This window comes from Phyllobacterium sp. TAF24, from assembly GCF_052113785.1.
Classification (GTDB): Bacteria; Pseudomonadota; Alphaproteobacteria; order Rhizobiales; family Rhizobiaceae; genus Phyllobacterium.
The window spans coordinates 14,234-30,949 of the sequence record NZ_JBFRDN010000044.1; the positions used below are offsets into that span (position 1 = coordinate 14,234).

At 54.4% G+C, this 16,716-nt stretch carries 11 protein-coding genes, 1 tRNA gene and 1 pseudogene; 1 reads left to right on the forward strand and 12 read right to left on the reverse strand.

The genetic code is table 11. The features are described 5' to 3' along the window. Positions 1-166: 166 nt before the first annotated feature. The 11 genes from rpoC to AB4Y96_RS24415 form a co-directional block, all read right to left on the reverse strand. Positions 167-4,375: a DNA-directed RNA polymerase subunit beta' gene (rpoC, locus tag AB4Y96_RS24365; protein ID WP_441920485.1), complete on the reverse strand. Its 4,209-nt coding sequence runs from the start codon at positions 4,373-4,375 to the stop codon at positions 167-169. Positions 4,376-4,519: 144 nt separating this feature from the next. Beyond that, positions 4,520-8,674 (reverse strand): DNA-directed RNA polymerase subunit beta, encoded by a 4,155-nt coding sequence (gene rpoB, locus AB4Y96_RS24370; RefSeq protein ID WP_091886783.1) that lies wholly within the window; start codon positions 8,672-8,674, stop codon positions 4,520-4,522. Between the two features lie 193 nt (positions 8,675-8,867). Next, the gene (gene rplL / locus AB4Y96_RS24375) at positions 8,868-9,245 is read right to left on the reverse strand and encodes a 50S ribosomal protein L7/L12 (RefSeq protein WP_091886786.1); all 378 of its coding nucleotides are present in this window, start codon (positions 9,243-9,245) and stop codon (positions 8,868-8,870) included. Between the two features lie 47 nt (positions 9,246-9,292). Then, positions 9,293-9,811, reverse strand: coding sequence for a 50S ribosomal protein L10 (rplJ, locus tag AB4Y96_RS24380; protein ID WP_091886789.1), 519 nt, complete (start codon positions 9,809-9,811; stop codon positions 9,293-9,295). Positions 9,812-10,156: 345 nt separating this feature from the next. Continuing rightward, entirely contained in the window at positions 10,157-10,855 is a 699-nt protein-coding gene (rplA, locus tag AB4Y96_RS24385) for a 50S ribosomal protein L1 (protein WP_091886792.1), read from the reverse strand. Positions 10,856-10,859: 4 nt separating this feature from the next. Continuing rightward, complete coding sequence (gene rplK, locus AB4Y96_RS24390) at positions 10,860-11,288, reverse strand: 50S ribosomal protein L11 (protein ID WP_091886794.1); 429 nt, start codon at positions 11,286-11,288, stop codon at positions 10,860-10,862. A 138-nt stretch (positions 11,289-11,426) separates the two neighbouring features. Beyond that, on the reverse strand, positions 11,427-11,957 hold the full coding sequence (gene nusG, locus AB4Y96_RS24395) for a transcription termination/antitermination protein NusG (RefSeq protein WP_091886797.1): 531 nt from the start codon (positions 11,955-11,957) through the stop codon (positions 11,427-11,429). A 23-nt stretch (positions 11,958-11,980) separates the two neighbouring features. Next, positions 11,981-12,181 carry a preprotein translocase subunit SecE gene (gene secE / locus AB4Y96_RS24400; RefSeq protein ID WP_091886799.1) on the reverse strand — a complete coding sequence of 67 codons (201 nt, stop codon included), beginning with the start codon at positions 12,179-12,181 and terminating at the stop codon, positions 11,981-11,983. A gap of 226 nt (positions 12,182-12,407) precedes the next feature. Further along, positions 12,408-12,483 (reverse strand) — tRNA-Trp (locus AB4Y96_RS24405). 101 nt (positions 12,484-12,584) lie between these two features. Then, positions 12,585-14,189: a hypothetical protein gene (locus tag AB4Y96_RS24410; RefSeq protein WP_441920489.1), complete on the reverse strand. Its 1,605-nt coding sequence runs from the start codon at positions 14,187-14,189 to the stop codon at positions 12,585-12,587. A 387-nt stretch (positions 14,190-14,576) separates the two neighbouring features. Then, positions 14,577-15,536, reverse strand: coding sequence for a hypothetical protein (locus AB4Y96_RS24415; protein ID WP_441920491.1), 960 nt, complete (start codon positions 15,534-15,536; stop codon positions 14,577-14,579). A gap of 397 nt (positions 15,537-15,933) precedes the next feature. On the opposite strand from AB4Y96_RS24415, the gene AB4Y96_RS24420 reads away from it, so the two are divergent. After that, entirely contained in the window at positions 15,934-16,398 is a 465-nt protein-coding gene (locus tag AB4Y96_RS24420; protein WP_139210521.1) for an STM3941 family protein, read from the forward strand. Positions 16,399-16,475: 77 nt separating this feature from the next. Here AB4Y96_RS24420 and tuf read toward each other — a convergent pair. Next, positions 16,476-16,716 (reverse strand): annotated as a pseudogene (gene tuf, locus AB4Y96_RS24425) (elongation factor Tu); the annotation flags it as partial.

Below are 16,716 nucleotides of genomic sequence, written 5' to 3' on the forward strand. Positions count from 1 at the left end.
CCGATTCCTCAATCGGTACTGCTTGGTACTATATCCAAGCTTTCAACCAGCTTTCAGCCGCTTCGCATATTTGTGATGGGGGTGTGATCAGCCACAGCCCATTGCTGCGCAAACAAAAAGGCCGCCCCGAAAGGCGGCTTTTTCAATATGTCTGTGAGCAACCGGCTTATTCGGCCGGGGTGCCTGTCATGTCGGTCAACATGGCGTCGACCTTTGCAGCACCGGCTCCGCTTTCCTTGCGGCGCTCGTCGATGATCAGTTCGTCGCGGGCACCGGCAATGCGGCGGATCTGCTTGACCGTGCCACCCGTACCAGCCGGGATCAGACGACCAACAATCACGTTTTCCTTCAGGCCCTGCAACGCATCCATCTTGCCGGCAACAGCAGCTTCCGTGAGGACGCGTGTTGTTTCCTGGAAGGACGCAGCCGAGATGAACGACGGTGTCTGCAACGAAGCCTTGGTGATACCCAGAAGAACCGGAGTACCATAGCCCGACTTCTTGCCATCTTCCTCAAGACGTTCGTTGATCTCATCAAGCTCGATCCGGTCGACGTGGTCACCGGCGATGAAGCCAGTGTCACCGGATTCGGTGATTTCGACCTTCTGGAGCATCTGACGGACAATCACTTCAATGTGCTTGTCGTTGATCAGAACGCCCTGCAGACGATAGACTTCCTGGATTTCATTGACGAGGTACGAAGCAAGTGCTTCCACGCCCTTGATGGCCAGAATGTCGTGCGGCGCTGGATTGCCGTCGAGGATGTAATCGCCCTTTTCGATCGCATCGCCATCCTGAAGATGGAAAGGCTTACCCTTGGGGATCAGATATTCGACAGGCTCAAGCGTCTCGTCGTTCGGTTCGATGACGATGCGGCGCTTGTTCTTGTAGTCGCGGCCAAAACGAACCGTACCATCGATTTCGGCGATGATCGCATGGTCCTTCGGACGACGTGCTTCGAACAGTTCCGCAACGCGCGGTAGACCACCGGTGATGTCCTTGGTCTTGGCGCTTTCCATCGGAATACGGGCAAGAACGTCACCCGCCTTCACATGGGAACCGGGCTCAACCGAAAGGATCGATTCAACCGACAGCTGGAAGCGAGCATCGCCACCCTTTGCCAGTTTCAGAACCTTGCCGGCCTTGTCCTTGACAACGATGCAAGGCTTCAGATCCGAACCGCGAGGGGTCGAACGCCAGTCGATAACCACGCGCTTGGTGATACCAGTGGATTCATCCGTCGTTTCCGAAACGGAAAGACCGTCGACCATGTCTTCGAATTCAACATGACCTTCGACTTCCGTCATAACAGGACGGGTGTATGGATCCCACTCGGCAACACGCTGGCCGCGCTTAACCGTATCGCCATCATCGACATAGATGCGCGAACCGTAGGTGACGCGGTGTGTTGCGCGTTCCTTGCCTGTCGCATCAAGAATGACGACAGCCATGTTACGACCCATGACGACCAGATGGCCATCGGAGTTACGCACCACATTGCGGTTACGGATCTGCACTGTGCCTTCATAGCTGGCTTCGAGGAACGACTGATCCACAACCTGCGCCGTACCACCAAGGTGGAACGTACGCATGGTCAGCTGTGTGCCTGGCTCACCGATCGACTGAGCAGCGATAACGCCGACAGCTTCACCCTGGTTAACCGGAGTACCACGGGCCAGATCGCGGCCGTAGCACTTGGCGCAGATGCCGCCACGGGTCTCACAGGTGAGAGCCGAACGGATGCGGATGGACTGAACGCCTGCCTTTTCGATGGCATCAATATCGAACTCGTCGATGATGTTGCCGCCGGTAACCAGAACGTCACCCGAAACCGGATGCAGGATGTCTTCAAGCGCCGTACGGCCGAGAACACGCTGGCCAATGGTCGCAACAACCTGACCGGCATCAACGATCGGCTGCATGGTGAGGCCCGTTGTCGTGCCGCAATCCACCGAGATGACAATGCAATCCTGCGCGACGTCAACCAGACGACGTGTCAGGTAACCGGAGTTGGCCGTCTTCAAGGCGGTATCGGCAAGACCCTTACGGGCACCGTGGGTCGAGTTGAAGTACTCGTTCACGGTCAGGCCTTCCTTGAAGTTCGAAATGATTGGCGTTTCGATGATTTCGCCCGAAGGCTTGGCCATCAGTCCGCGCATACCGCCCAGCTGGCGCATCTGGTTCGGCGAACCACGAGCACCCGAGTGCGACATCATATAGATCGAGTTCATCTGCTTCTGGCGACCAGTGACAGGATCGAACTCGACAGCCTTAATGCGGGCCATCATTTCGTCAGCGACCTTCTCGGTGCACTTGCCCCAAGCGTCAACAACCTTGTTGTACTTCTCGCCCTGAGTGATCAGGCCGTCATTGTACTGCTGCTCATATTCGGTCGCCAAAGCTTCGGTTTCAGCAACCAGCTTCGCCTTGGTGTCCGGAATGACCATGTCGTCCTTGCCGAAGGAAATACCGGCACGGCAGGCATGGGAGAAGCCCAGCTGCATGATACGATCGCAGAAAATGACCGTCTCTTTCTGTCCGCAATGGCGATAAACCGTGTCGATCATCTTGGAGATGTTCTTCTTGGTCATTTCCTGATTGCAGATGTCGAAAGGCACATTGTGGTGCTTCGGCAGCAGTTCACCGATGATCATACGGCCAGGGGTCGTATCGAAAATCTTCGATGTAGGCTTGCCATCCGCATCAATGCTCTTGAAGCGGCCCTTGATCTTTGTATGCAGGGTCACTGCACCGCTGCCAATGGCGTGATGCAATTCACCGATATCGGCAAAGGCCATGCCTTCGCCCGGCTCTTTGGCCGCAACGATCGACAGATAGTACAGGCCGAGAACCATATCCTGCGACGGAACGATAACCGGCAGACCGTTTGCAGGGTGCAGGATGTTGTTSGTSGACATCATCAGMRCRCGSGCTTCMAGCTGSGCTTCCAGMGAAAGCGGMACGTGRACRGCCATCTGGTCACCGTCGAAGTCCGCGTTGAAMGCGGTRCAGACGAGCGGATGCAGCTGGATTGCCTTGCCTTCAATCAGGATGGGTTCGAATGCCTGAATGCCAAGACGGTGCAGCGTCGGCGCACGGTTCAGAAGAACCGGGTGCTCGCGGATGACTTCGTCAAGGATATCCCAGACTTCTGGCTTTTCCTTTTCAACCAGCTTCTTCGCCTGCTTGACGGTCGAGGAATAACCCTTGGCGTCGAGACGGGCGTAGATGAATGGCTTGAACAGTTCGAGCGCCATCTTCTTCGGCAGACCGCACTGGTGCAACTTCAGCTCCGGACCGGTCACGATAACCGAACGGCCTGAGTAATCGACGCGCTTGCCGAGCAGGTTCTGACGGAAGCGGCCCTGCTTGCCCTTGAGCATATCGGACAGCGACTTCAGCGGACGCTTGTTGGCACCAGTGATGACGCGGCCACGACGGCCGTTGTCAAACAGAGCATCAACCGATTCCTGAAGCATGCGCTTCTCGTTGCGGATGATGATGCCGGGTGCACGCAGTTCGATCAGGCGCTTCAGACGGTTGTTACGGTTGATCACACGACGATAGAGATCGTTCAGATCGGAGGTCGCAAAGCGGCCGCCATCCAGCGGAACAAGCGGACGCAGATCCGGCGGAATGACCGGAACGATCTTCATGATCATCCATTCCGGACGGTTACCCGATTCCAGAAAGTTTTCGACGATCTTCAGACGCTTCATCAGCTTCTTCTGCTTCAGATCAGACGTTGTCTCGGCAAGTTCTGCACGCAGATCGCCGGCAATCTTCTCCAGATCCATGGAAGCCAGAAGCTCATGAATAGCTTCCGCACCGATCAGCGCAGTGAAGGAATCTTCACCATACTCATCGACAGCGATCATGTATTCTTCTTCGGAAAGAAGCTGATGTTCTTTCAGGGCAGTCAGGCCGGGCTCGGTCACAATGTAGTTCTCGAAATAGAGAACGCGCTCGATACCCTTGAGGGTCATGTCGAGCAAAGTGCCGATACGGCTTGGCAGGGACTTCAGGAACCAGATATGCGCAACCGGAGCTGCGAGTTCGATATGGCCCATGCGCTCACGGCGAACGCGTGACAGCGTGACTTCCACACCGCACTTTTCGCAGATGATGCCCTTGTATTTCATACGCTTGTACTTGCCGCACAAGCATTCATAGTCCTTGATCGGCCCGAAGATCCGAGCACAGAAGAGACCATCCCGCTCAGGCTTGAATGTGCGGTAGTTGATCGTCTCCGGCTTCTTGATCTCACCGTATGACCAGGACAGAATCTTCTCAGGGCTGGCGATCGAAATCCGGATGGAATCGAATGCCTGCACAGGTACCTGAGGATTGAAGAGATTCATGACCTCTTGGTTCATGCCGTTTCTCCATGGGGCAAAATATGCCCTCTCCTTGCGATGGAATGGTCCGCCGTCGCGGGTCCATCTAGATCAAATGCCGCTTCCTCAGCGGCTCGAAACAAACTGGTCGGGTGCGCGGCGAACCGCGCACCCCAACCTTTTTTACTCTGCCGCGTCAGGCAAGGCCTGCTGCTGGTCTTGCTGGCGTGTATCGTCCAGCTCGACATTGAGACCGAGCGAACGCATTTCCTTGACGAGAACGTTGAAGCTCTCGGGAATACCGGCCTCGAAAGTATCGTCACCACGGACGATCGCTTCATAGACCTTGGTACGACCGGCAACGTCATCGGACTTGACCGTGAGCATTTCCTGCAGCGTGTAAGCCGCACCGTATGCTTCCAGTGCCCAGACCTCCATTTCACCGAAGCGCTGACCGCCGAACTGGGCTTTACCACCCAGTGGCTGCTGCGTAACGAGCGAGTATGGTCCGATCGAACGGGCGTGGATCTTGTCGTCAACCAGGTGGTGCAGCTTCAGCATGTAGATGTAGCCGACAGTAACCTGACGATCGAAAGTTTCACCCGTACGTCCGTCATAGAGCGTCGACTGACCGGAGGCCTTCAGACCCGCCTGCTCCAGCATCACATTGATGTCTGGCTCATGCGCACCGTCAAACACCGGCGTTGCAATCGACACGCCACGCTTCATCTGCTCACCAAGACGAACGATGCTCTCGTCGTCATAGTTGCGCACTGGCTCATTCCGGTCGTTGTCGGGGATGATCGACTCGATCGTCGCCCGCAGCGGCTGGATATCGCCTTCACCACTTGCAGCATACTGTGCCTTGTAGGCTTCGATCAGATCACCGATCTTCTTGCCCATTCCGGCGCAGGCCCAGCCCAGATGCGTTTCCAGAATCTGGCCAACGTTCATGCGGCTTGGCACGCCAAGCGGATTGAGCACGATGTCAACATGCGTTCCGTCTTCAAGGAACGGCATATCTTCAACGGCGGCAATACGCGAGACAACACCCTTGTTGCCGTGACGGCCGGCCATCTTGTCGCCTGGCTGGATCTTGCGCTTCACAGCAACAAAGACCTTGACCATCTTCATGACACCAGGAGGCATCTCGTCGCCGCGCTGTACCTTTTCGACCTTGTCCATGAAGCGCTGTTCAAGCAGCTTCTTGGAGTCGTCGTACTGGTTGCGCAGAGCTTCGATTTCGCCCTGAAGCTTTTCGTCCTCGACAGCAAACTGCCACCACTGGGAGCGTGGGTGTTCACCCATGACTTCCGAAGTAACAATTGCGCCCTTCTTGAACGACTTCGGTCCGGCAACAGCAGGCTTGCCATTGAGAACGTCAGCCAGACGGCCATAGACGTTGCGGTCAAGAATAGCCTGTTCGTCGTCGCGATCCTTGGCCAAACGCTCGATTTCCTCGCGTTCGATAGCCATGGCACGTTCGTCCTTTTCAACGCCGTGGCGATTGAAAACGCGAACTTCCACAACCGTACCGTAAGTCCCGGGCGGCATGCGCATCGAGGTGTCACGGACATCGGAAGCCTTTTCACCGAAGATGGCGCGCAGAAGCTTCTCTTCCGGCGTCATCGGGCTTTCGCCCTTCGGTGTGATCTTGCCGACGAGAATATCGCCCGGCTGAACTTCCGCACCGATGTACACGATACCGGCTTCGTCCAGATTCTTCAGTGCTTCTTCCGAAACGTTCGGAATGTCGCGCGTGATTTCTTCCGGTCCAAGCTTCGTATCGCGAGCCATGACTTCGAACTCCTCGATATGGATCGAGGTGAAGACGTCATCCGAAACGATCTTTTCAGAAAGCAGGATGGAGTCTTCGTAGTTGTAGCCATTCCAAGGCATGAACGCGACGAGCACGTTGCGGCCGAGCGCCAGATCACCCAGATCCGTCGAAGGACCGTCGGCAATGATGTCGCCCTTTTCGATCCGGTCGCCAACACGAACCAGCGGACGCTGATTGATGCAGGTGTTCTGGTTCGAACGCTGGAACTTCATCAGGCGATAGATATCAACGCCTGACTTGCCGGGTACGAGGTCTTCCGTTGCACGGATAACGATACGCGTCGCGTCAACCTGATCGACGATACCTGTACGGCGTGCACCGATAGCCGCACCGGAGTCACGGGCAACGATCGGCTCCATGCCTGTACCGACGAACGGCGCTTCAGCACGAACCAGTGGAACGGCCTGACGCTGCATGTTCGAGCCCATCAGAGCGCGGTTGGCGTCGTCGTTTTCCAGGAACGGAATAAGCGCTGCGGCAACCGATACGAGCTGCTTCGGCGAAACGTCCATCAGATCCACGTTTTCACGCGGAGCCATCAGAACTTCACCCGCATGGCGGCAAACAACGAATTCGTCCGTGAAGGCGCCGGAAGCATCCATTTCCACATTGGCCTGCGCCACGTGATACTTGGCTTCTTCCATAGCCGACAGATAGACAACGTCATCTGTTACCTTGCCATCAACGATCCGGCGATACGGGCTTTCGATGAAGCCATACTTGTTGACCCGGGCAAAGGTTGCGAGCGAGTTGATCAGACCGATATTCGGGCCTTCAGGCGTTTCAATCGGGCAGATACGGCCATAGTGGGTCGGATGCACGTCGCGCACTTCAAAGCCAGCACGCTCACGGGTCAGACCACCGGGTCCAAGTGCCGAAAGACGGCGCTTGTGGGTGATTTCCGAAAGCGGGTTGGTCTGATCCATGAACTGCGACAGCTGCGAGGAACCGAAGAACTCGCGAACGGCGGCAGCTGCCGGCTTCGCATTGATCAGGTCCTGCGGCATAACGGTGTCGATTTCGATGGACGACATACGTTCCTTGATGGCGCGCTCCATGCGGAGCAGACCAACACGGTACTGGTTTTCCATCAATTCGCCGACCGAACGCACACGGCGGTTGCCGAGATTGTCAATGTCGTCGATTTCACCGCGACCATCGCGCAGATCAACCAGCATCTTGACCACGGCAAGGATGTCTTCCTTGCGCAGAATGCGAACAGTATCTTCCGCATTCAGGTCCAGACGCATGTTCATCTTCACACGGCCAACAGCCGAGAGATCATAACGCTCTGAGTCAAAGAACAGCGACTTGAACATGGCTTCAGCCGAGTCAATTGTCGGCGGCTCACCGGGACGCATAACACGGTAAATGTCGAACAATGCGTCCTGACGGCTCTCGTTCTTGTCAACAGCAAGCGTGTTGCGGATATACGGTCCGATATTGACATGATCGATATCGAGAACGTTGATCTCGGCAACGCCCGTGTCGAGCAGAACCTTCAGCGTCTTTTCATCAAGTTCGTCGCCGGCTTCAAGATAGACTTCACCGGTTTCAAGATTGACGATGTCTTCAGCAAGATACATGCCGAACAGATCGTCTTCCGTTGCCTTGATGAACTTCAGACCCTTTTCAGCAAGCTGCTTGGCAGCGCGTGCTGTCAGCTTCTTGCCGGATTCGAGAATGACTTCACCGGTATCGGCATCGATAACGTCGGTTGTTGCCTTGAAACCGCGGAAACGATCCACGGCGAAAGGAATCCGCCATGTGTCGCCATCACGGCTGAACATCAGCGAATTGTAGAAAGTCGACAGGATTTCTTCGCTGTCCATGCCCAGCGCCATCAGAAGCGATGTCGCAGGAATCTTGCGGCGGCGATCGATACGCGCATAGACCACGTCCTTGGCATCGAATTCGATGTCAAGCCATGAACCACGGTAAGGAATGACGCGTGCAGCGAACAGGAGCTTGCCCGAGGAATGGGTCTTGCCCTTGTCGTGATCGAAGAAAACACCAGGCGAACGGTGCATCTGCGAAACGATAACGCGCTCGGTACCATTGACAATGAACGTGCCGTTGTCGGTCATGAGCGGCATATCGCCCATGTAAACGTCCTGTTCCTTGATGTCCTTGATCGACTTCGCGCCCGTATCCTCGTCAATATCGAACACGATCAGACGCAGTGTGACTTTCAGCGGCGCAGCATAGGTCAGATCGCGCTGACGGCATTCGTCAACGTCGAATTTTGGAGCTTCAAATTCATACTTGACGAATTCAAGCATGGAAGCGCCGGAGAAATCCTGGATCGGGAACACAGACTTGAATACAGCCTGCAGACCTTCATCAAGACGCCCGCCTTTCGGCTCCTCAACCATAAGGAACTGATCGTAGGAAGCCTTCTGAACCTCAATGAGGTTCGGCATCTCTGCGACTTCAGGTATCTTACCGAAAAACTTGCGTACGCGCCTACGACCGTTAAAAGTATGGGTCTGAGCCATCGTCGCTCCTCGTCTTTGCGCCAGCGGAAACTGGCATGTTTCTTAAAACCGCTTTTGCGGCCCCGTGAACGGGACAAAACCCGTTTCCTGAAAGCATCGGAATTGCCGTCAGGAAAAGGGTTCAGTACCGGGTTGCCCCGAAGGGCAGATCAGCGGACAGGGCTCATCGCCCTGCCCGCCAAAAATGTCAGACTTACTTGAGTTCAACCTTGGCGCCAGCAGCTTCGAGCTGTGCCTTGATCTTGTCAGCTTCGTCCTTGGTAGCGGCTTCCTTGACTGCCTTAGGAGCAGCTTCAACGAGGTCCTTGGCTTCCTTGAGGCCGAGACCGGTGATAGCGCGCACTTCCTTGATCACGTTGATCTTGTTAGCACCGGCTTCGGTCAGGATAACGTCGAATTCGGTCTTTTCTTCAACTACAGCAGCAGCTGCACCGCCGCCAGCGGCAGCAGCAGCAGCAACAGGAGCAGCAGCAGAAACGCCCCACTTCTCTTCCAGAAGCTTCGAAAGTTCAGCTGCTTCCAGAACTGTCAGGTTGGACAGGTCGTCTACGATCTTTGCGAGATCAGTCATTTTGGTTTTCCTTTACAAGGTTCGATATATTGACAGCGAGAACGGCCTTATGCCGCTTCGTCCTTCCGGGCATAGGCGCCAAAAACGCGGGCAAGCTGACCTGCCGGTGCGTTTACGATCTGAGCGATGCGCGTTGCTGGTGTCTGGATCATGCCCAGCAGCTTTGCGCGCAACTCGTCGAGCGATGGGAGTACGGCAAGAGCCTTTACGCCATCTGCATTGAGAGTTGTTGCTCCCATCGAACCACCGAGGATGACGAGCTTGTCGTTACCCTTGGCAAATTCAACGGCGATCTTTGGTGCCGTAATCGGATCATTCGAATAGGCAACAAGTGTCTGGCCTGTGAACAGGTCAGAGATGCCTTCCGATTCCGTGCCCTGAAGAGCGATCTTGGCAAGGCGGTTCTTCGCGACTTTAACGGTGCCACCAGCATCACGCATCTTGGAGCGAAGATCGCTCAGCTGCGCAACGGTGAGACCGGTATAGTGGGCCACGACAACTGAACCAGAGTCAGTAAAGACCCCATTCAGCCACGCGACGAATTCGCGCTTTTCCGCTTTTTCCACTGTCTCTCTCCATTTGACAGAAACGCACGATGCGCCCCTGCCGGGTTGCCTTTGTTGCAAAGCTTCAATCCGAAAACTGAAACCAAACAACGTTGAGGATCCTGTCCCCCCTGCTTCGCCGGAAATCCGGCTGCAAGCGAAAGGCAACTACGGTTCGAACCTTGTCTCGATGGATCTTTCCATCCTAACAAAGCTGTTCCACGTCTCATGCAGGCTCATGACAATTAAGGCGAGCCACCTGCAATCTCGGACAGGATAACCGGACTTTCATCCGGTTATCCAGGCCCCGAAAGGCCTGGAATTCTTTAACACCCGGACCGTTAGGCCCGGGACTTCACATCGATGTTACGCAGGGCGTACAGTCGATGGATCAACCTTGATGCCAACGCCCATCGTCGAAGAAATCGCGACGCGCTTGACATATTCACCCTTGGCGCCAGCTGGCTTTGCCTTGGTGACGGCATCGGTGAATGCCTTGATGTTCTCTTCCAGCGCCTTGACATCAAACGATGCCTTGCCAACGCCAGCGTGAACAATACCGGCCTTCTCGACGCGGAACTCAACAGCACCGCCCTTGGAAGCCTTGACCGCTGCTGTAACGTCAGTCGTTACAGTGCCGACCTTCGGGTTTGGCATCATGCCGCGCGGGCCGAGTACCTTACCGAGACGACCAACAAGCGGCATCATGTCAGGGGTCGCAATGCAGCGATCGAAATCGATCTTGCCGCCATTGACGATCTCGAACAGATCTTCCGCACCAACGATATCCGCACCGGCCTTCTTGGCTTCTTCAGCCTTGTCGCCACGAGCAAATACAGCAACGCGAACCGTACGGCCTGTGCCGTTTGGCAGGTTGACAACGCCGCGAACCATCTGGTCCGCATGGCGGGGATCAACGCCGAGGTTCATCGAAACTTCGATTGTCTCGTCAAACTTGGCAACGGCACGTTCCTTGACCATGGCAACAGCCGCAGTCAGATCATAGAGCCGGTCACGGTCAACGCCTTCACGAACCTTGGCTACACGCTTTGATACTTTTGCCATCGTTTCAGCCCACCACTTCCAGGCCCATAGAACGGGCAGAACCTTCGATCATGCGCATAGCGGACTCAACGTCAGCCGCATTCAGATCTTTCATCTTTGCTTGAGCGATTTCACGGACCTTGTCGCGCGAGATCTTGCCAGCAACTACCTTGCCTGGCTCTTTCGAACCGGACTTCAGGTTTGCAGCCTTCTTGAGGAAATAAGACACCGGCGGTGTCTTCATCACAAAAGTGAAGGACTTGTCCTGATAGTATGTGATCACGACCGGAATGGGCGAACCCTTTTCCAGTTCCTGCGTAGCCGCATTAAAGGCCTTGCAGAATTCCATGATGTTGATGCCACGCTGACCAAGTGCCGGTCCGATGGGCGGGGACGGCGTTGCCGATCCTGCCGAGACCTGCAGCTTGAGCTGGCCTGCAATTTTCTTAGCCATAACTTCTCTGCCTTATCATTATGCCGGAAAACCGGCGGTTGCAGTTTGGTGGTACGGATTGAAGACCCGGCTAAAGGCCGCCTCACCTCCCACCATCAGCCGCTTACGCGACCGGCCGCCCGATGGGCGGCCAAGTGATCAGATCTTTTCGACCTGACCAAATTCCAGATCAACCGGCGTAGCACGGCCGAAAATCGAAACTTCCACCTTGAGGCGCGAACGCTCTTCGTCGACTTCCTGGACAACACCGTTGAACGAAGCAAACGGACCGTCGGCAACGCGAACACTTTCGCCAATCTCGAACGAGATCGAAGCCTTCGGACGCTCAACACCCTCCTGAACCTGCATCAGGATCCGCTCGGCTTCCTTATCGGAAATCGCGACCGGCTTGTTGTCCGAACCGAGAAAGCCCGTAACCTTTGGCGTGTTCTTGATCAGATGATATGCATCATCCGTCAGGTCAGCGCGAACCAGGACATATCCCGGGAAGAACTTGCGCTCAGCATCAACCTTGCGGCCACGGCGCACTTCAACCACTTTTTCAGTCGGCACGAGGATTCGCTCGAAAAGATGCGACAGACCCTTCTGCCTTGCCTTTTCTTCGATCGACTCGGCGACCTTCTTCTCAAAGTTCGAATAGGCGTGAACAATATACCAGCGCGCGGTCATTCAAATTTCCTTGTCAGCCTGCGTTAACGACCAAGACCGAGAACGAGATCAATCCCGAAGGCCATCAACTGATCAGCTGCGAAGAAGAAAATCGCAGCAAAAAACGCCATTACCATCACCATAGCGGTGGAGATAAGCGTCTCGCGGCGTGAAGGCCAGGTGACCTTTGCCGTTTCCGCGCGCACTTGCTGAAAAAAAGATATCGGATTCGTTTTGGATGCCATTTACCGCTCGTGCGTGTCATTTTGCTGTAAACTCAATGCGTTACAATATCTGCAACACGCTTTGTTCACACCATTACGGCCCGTAAAGCTGATCGTTCAGCTCCACGCACCGCGTGTCTGTTGATGTTACATAGAACCGATTCCGGTAAAACACAAGTCCCCGGGTTCGTTTCTTTCCAAACATCTGTCAGCACACCATCCAATCGTGTGCGGGCAGACTATGTATTGGCAGGGGAGACAGGATTCGAACCTGCGACCTACGGTTTTGGAGACCGCCGCTCTACCAACTGAGCTACTCCCCTACAGTCCGGGGCGTACATTCCACAAAGCGCAGCGCTTTTCAAGCCCCTATTCCTGCAGCGCGCTGCTTTACGGCAATTTAACTCCATCAATCATCGGTGGATTATTTAACAGCTTCCGAACTACTGGTAGAAATCGCATCACCAGCCACCCGTTCAACGCAATTAGCAGCCCGAGGTTCTGTCCTGCAGATTTTTATGGCCGTTAGATCGTCGACACTGCCCTGGGCCGTTATCAATCTCACATCCGCTGCCTGCTCGGTTGTCAGGATTGACAATTCTTGCGCTGGAACTGCCTGTCCCCAGTCGAGCAAAACAGGTTTTATACCCATATCTTTCAAATATTCGGCATAAGTATTATAGAACCATGGCTCAAGCTTCCTAGGCTGCTGATCAACAGATGCCTTCTGCTTCTTATATTCCGCGCGCATGGGAGGCACCGTAACTCCGGCCTCATGCACGCCAATGCGCCCCGAATAACCCATAAGTCGCTTAACGCCCCCAGCCATCATATAAACGCAGGCCGCATCACAAGCGCCGAAAGAAGTCGCGTAACCAGCATGGATCGCGAGCCGATTCTCAGGCGCACCTTCCTGGCATTCTTTTGGGTCAGGTAGACAGCGATCAATACGAGTACTTCCAATCACAACATCCAGGGATCGTTGCCGAATCATAATGCCGAGTTCCATTGCCGCTTTCACATCACCCCCGGAAGAGTCGAGCACAATGGGAAATCGTCTGCCATCGATGCGATCAAAAACCTTGCGCAACTGCGACGGGGAATCGGACGTTATGTATCCCGATGCGACAATCCACTGCGGACAAACCGGCTCACAAAGTGAATTGCCACTTCGAACGATTTCAAAATTCATTGATGGATAGGGAACTTCCTGCAGTTTGTCGGGCACGGCATCTTTTGTCTTCTGAATAGCAGCATACGCCAACTGTACGCAGTTGGCTGGCTTCGTGTCACCGGCGCATATATTGCCGGGAGTAAATACTCGAGAATCACCATCCTGTGTCGTAAACCTGTATTTTAACAGATCGTCCGACCGCAAGACGTAGATATCGCTGGCTGAAACGGCAAGCATCCGGTCAACAATAGCTGAATCAACCCCCATCTCGGAGAAGTAGGCATTCAACGTCTTACGATAACCTTTGCGAAGCTCGGTGGTTTCATAAGTTCCCGTCGCTTCCCGGCTTAGGATCTTGCGGTCAATGATTTTCTTTTTGCCACGAACGATCCGGTATCGGGTTTCATACATGATCCTTTGGTTGGTAACCGTCGTCGTAATCTGATGTATGCCCACCTGAGCTTGGAAGCCTACAAGCCTCTTTACGCCACCGGCAGCAAAGAACGGGCATGCAGACATACAGATACTTCCCTCCGGATAGGCATACCCTGCATAGGCACCATCAGCAAAATCAGGTTTACATCCCTTTTCGCTGGGGTTGCAGCCAAAATACATGGTCTTACCGATAGCGACATCAAGACCGCGCTTTCGAATGATTCTTCCCATCTCGATAGCTGCGTTTACAGCGCCACCGCGCGAATCGAGGATAATGGGGAGACGCCTTTTCCCCATTTGTTTTAGGATTTTACGGAGTTTTGACGGTGTGTTTGGCTTTATCGTACCCGACGCGGATATCCATTCCGGGCAATTTGGCCGGCATACCTGAACATCCGCGCGAACAATGTTGAATGACATCGGCTCGTCCACAATCGTCCAGGATGTTCGAGGCGTGTCGGGCTGGATTAGGTCAGGTTGTGGAGACGCCGGTACCGCAGGCAACATGACCTTTTCATATGCTGGCACACCAACGCATCTATATTTTGGAATGCAAACTGACGCGCCAGCCGACGTCCACGCGGGGCAAGCCAGGTCACATGATTGATTGGCATTCTGCTGTGCGTCGACAGTTCCTGTCAAAGCAATGAACACCAAAGCTGCCGTGACCATAAAGAATAACGCGCCGTTGAACGGCGCACATATTTGCCTCATGCGGCTGACAGTTGACGCGAACTTCCCCATATTTTCCCCACGCAGATTCCCTAGAGTATTTATATAGGGAATAGGAATGCCTTCAATGGAGCATCAATCTATTCTGGAGGCGGCTGCAGACGAAACTTTTTGGTCAACCGGTTTAAGCTCGACGCAGTTGGCGGGCTTGGATTCCTGTTCGCATAGGCGCGCGGACGTCAGATCACCGACATCCCCTGCCCCGGTTACGAGCTTGTATTGCACCAGTTCGTCCTGCGTCAGAACGGAGATATCCTTGGCCGGTATTGCCAACATCCGGTCGACAATAGCCGGATCAACCCCCATCTCCATGAAATAGGTCAGCAGTTTCTTGCGATAACCCTTGCTGAGGTCGGTGCGCTCGTAGGAACCGGCAGGCTTGCGGCCAACTATCCGTGTGTCCAGAATCTTTTTCTTGCCGTTCACCATGCGGTAGCGCGTCTCATAAGTAATGCGCGTCTGCGTATAGACCTGTGTGATCTGATGCACACCAACCAGTGCCCAGGGGCCAACAAAACGCTTTTCGCCTGCGGCCAGAATATAGGGACAGGCCGAGAGACAATAGGTTCCGGCAGGATAGGGAAAACCGGCATAGGCTCCGTCGGCATAACGATCCGGCTTGCACTTCTGATCCGGGCTGCATCCATCAAAGCGCGTATTACCAACGGCAACATCAAGGCCGCGTTTGCGGATCATCCGCCCCATCTCCATCGCCGCATCCACATTGCCACCATTTGATTCCATGATGATCGGCAGATGACGCTTGCCCATAACCTTCAAAATCTTGCGCAGCTTCGCGGGCGTATCTCCCAAAATCGTACCAGATGCCGAAATCCACTCGGGACATCCCGGTTCACAGGTCGGAACCGCGGTGCGCACGATGGCAAACCGCATGGATTGTACATCAGGCGCTTTTGCAGTTTTCTTTGCCGCCAGAACAGGTACGGCCAGCGATAAGGAAAGAAGAATTGTGGCAAGCGCGCAAATGAGCTTGCTTGAAAAGGCGCCCCATACGGCCAAACAATGAAAACGCATATCAATCCTGATTGAAACCAATTGGCCGTTGCCAGACCGCTGCGCGATCCATTGCAGAATAAGGATAGACGAAGGGTTTCAGAGGGTAAATAGAAAGCAGCAGCCCTATCGCCGCAGGATAATCACATGAACGAAGGGTAATCATATGAACGAAGGGCGGGCGAAAACTCACTGTTCCCTTTGGAAGGGCTGAAATCAAAGTTGATGAAGCACATCACATTTGCGTCATGCTCGCGTCATGAATATAAGTCATCACATTTCCGTGAATTTAATTAATTCCTTCCCGCCGCCGTCATTAACGGACCATCGCGTGGATGGACGAAAAGAGCCCAAAATGGATGCGCGTCAAACCATCAAAATTAAGTCCTCGTTCTCGAGGCCACTGCAATATATTGCCATGTCCGCTATGCTGTCATTCTATTCCATCGGCTTGGTCATCTATGAATTGCTCGATAGCGAGCCTGAGAGCCTGATTGAGTATATAGCCTGCGTCGGTTCAGTGGTTTTCCCGCTGCTCACCTTCCGGCTGATCTGGCGTCTTTTGAAAACCCGTGATGCTATCACCATTTCACCGGAAGGTCTGTGTGACAAACGTCTGGCGAATGAACTCATTCCCTGGAAAAACATCAACGATGTGGCATCCTGGAATGACAATCGCGAACAGACAATCGTGCTTGGCATTGATCCCCATCAGGTGGATCAGTTGGGCCGGGGTATCAAATCGAGGATTGTCCGGTCATCCCTCTTCCGCATGCCCAAAGGTCTTTATATCGATGGCCGGGTCCTAACGATAGATTTTGACCGCCTCCTTGAGATCGTGACGGCCTATCATCGTGCCCACGGCAAACCGAAAGCTGTTTGAGACAATCAGGCTTTCCTACGGACAAAGAAAAAGGCGGCCAGTTGGCCGCCTTTTTTATGCAAACTGTCTTACGACAATTATTCAATGATCGAAGCAACAATCCCTGCGCCAACCGTGCGGCCACCTTCACGGATAGCGAAGCGGAGCTTCTCTTCCATTGCGATCGGCACGATCAGCGTCACATCAACAGAGATGTTGTCGCCGGGCATAACCATTTCCGTGCCTTCCGGCAGTGTTACGACACCCGTCACGTCGGTCGTGCGGAAGTAGAACTGCGGACGGTAGTTGGAGAAGAATGGCGTATGACGGCCACCTTCG

What these genes read in the sequence shown, in the direction of transcription:
- rplK (WP_091886794.1), bottom strand. Translation starts at nt 11,288, where the DNA reads ATGGCTAAGAAAATTGCAGGCCAGCTCAAGCTGCAGGTCTCGGCAGGA.
- AB4Y96_RS24415 (WP_441920491.1), bottom strand. Translation starts at nt 15,536, where the DNA reads ATGCGTTTTCATTGTTTGGCCGTATGGGGCGCCTTTTCAAGCAAGCTC.
- AB4Y96_RS24410 (WP_441920489.1), bottom strand. Translation starts at nt 14,189, where the DNA reads ATGTCATTCAACATTGTTCGCGCGGATGTTCAGGTATGCCGGCCAAAT.
- rplL (WP_091886786.1), bottom strand. Translation starts at nt 9,245, where the DNA reads ATGACTGATCTCGCAAAGATCGTAGACGACCTGTCCAACCTGACAGTT.
- AB4Y96_RS24420 (WP_139210521.1), top strand. Translation starts at nt 15,934, where the DNA reads ATGTCCGCTATGCTGTCATTCTATTCCATCGGCTTGGTCATCTATGAA.
- rplA (WP_091886792.1), bottom strand. Translation starts at nt 10,855, where the DNA reads ATGGCAAAAGTATCAAAGCGTGTAGCCAAGGTTCGTGAAGGCGTTGAC.
- rpoB (WP_091886783.1), bottom strand. Translation starts at nt 8,674, where the DNA reads ATGGCTCAGACCCATACTTTTAACGGTCGTAGGCGCGTACGCAAGTTT.
- nusG (WP_091886797.1), bottom strand. Translation starts at nt 11,957, where the DNA reads ATGACCGCGCGCTGGTATATTGTTCACGCCTATTCGAACTTTGAGAAG.
- secE (WP_091886799.1), bottom strand. Translation starts at nt 12,181, where the DNA reads ATGGCATCCAAAACGAATCCGATATCTTTTTTTCAGCAAGTGCGCGCG.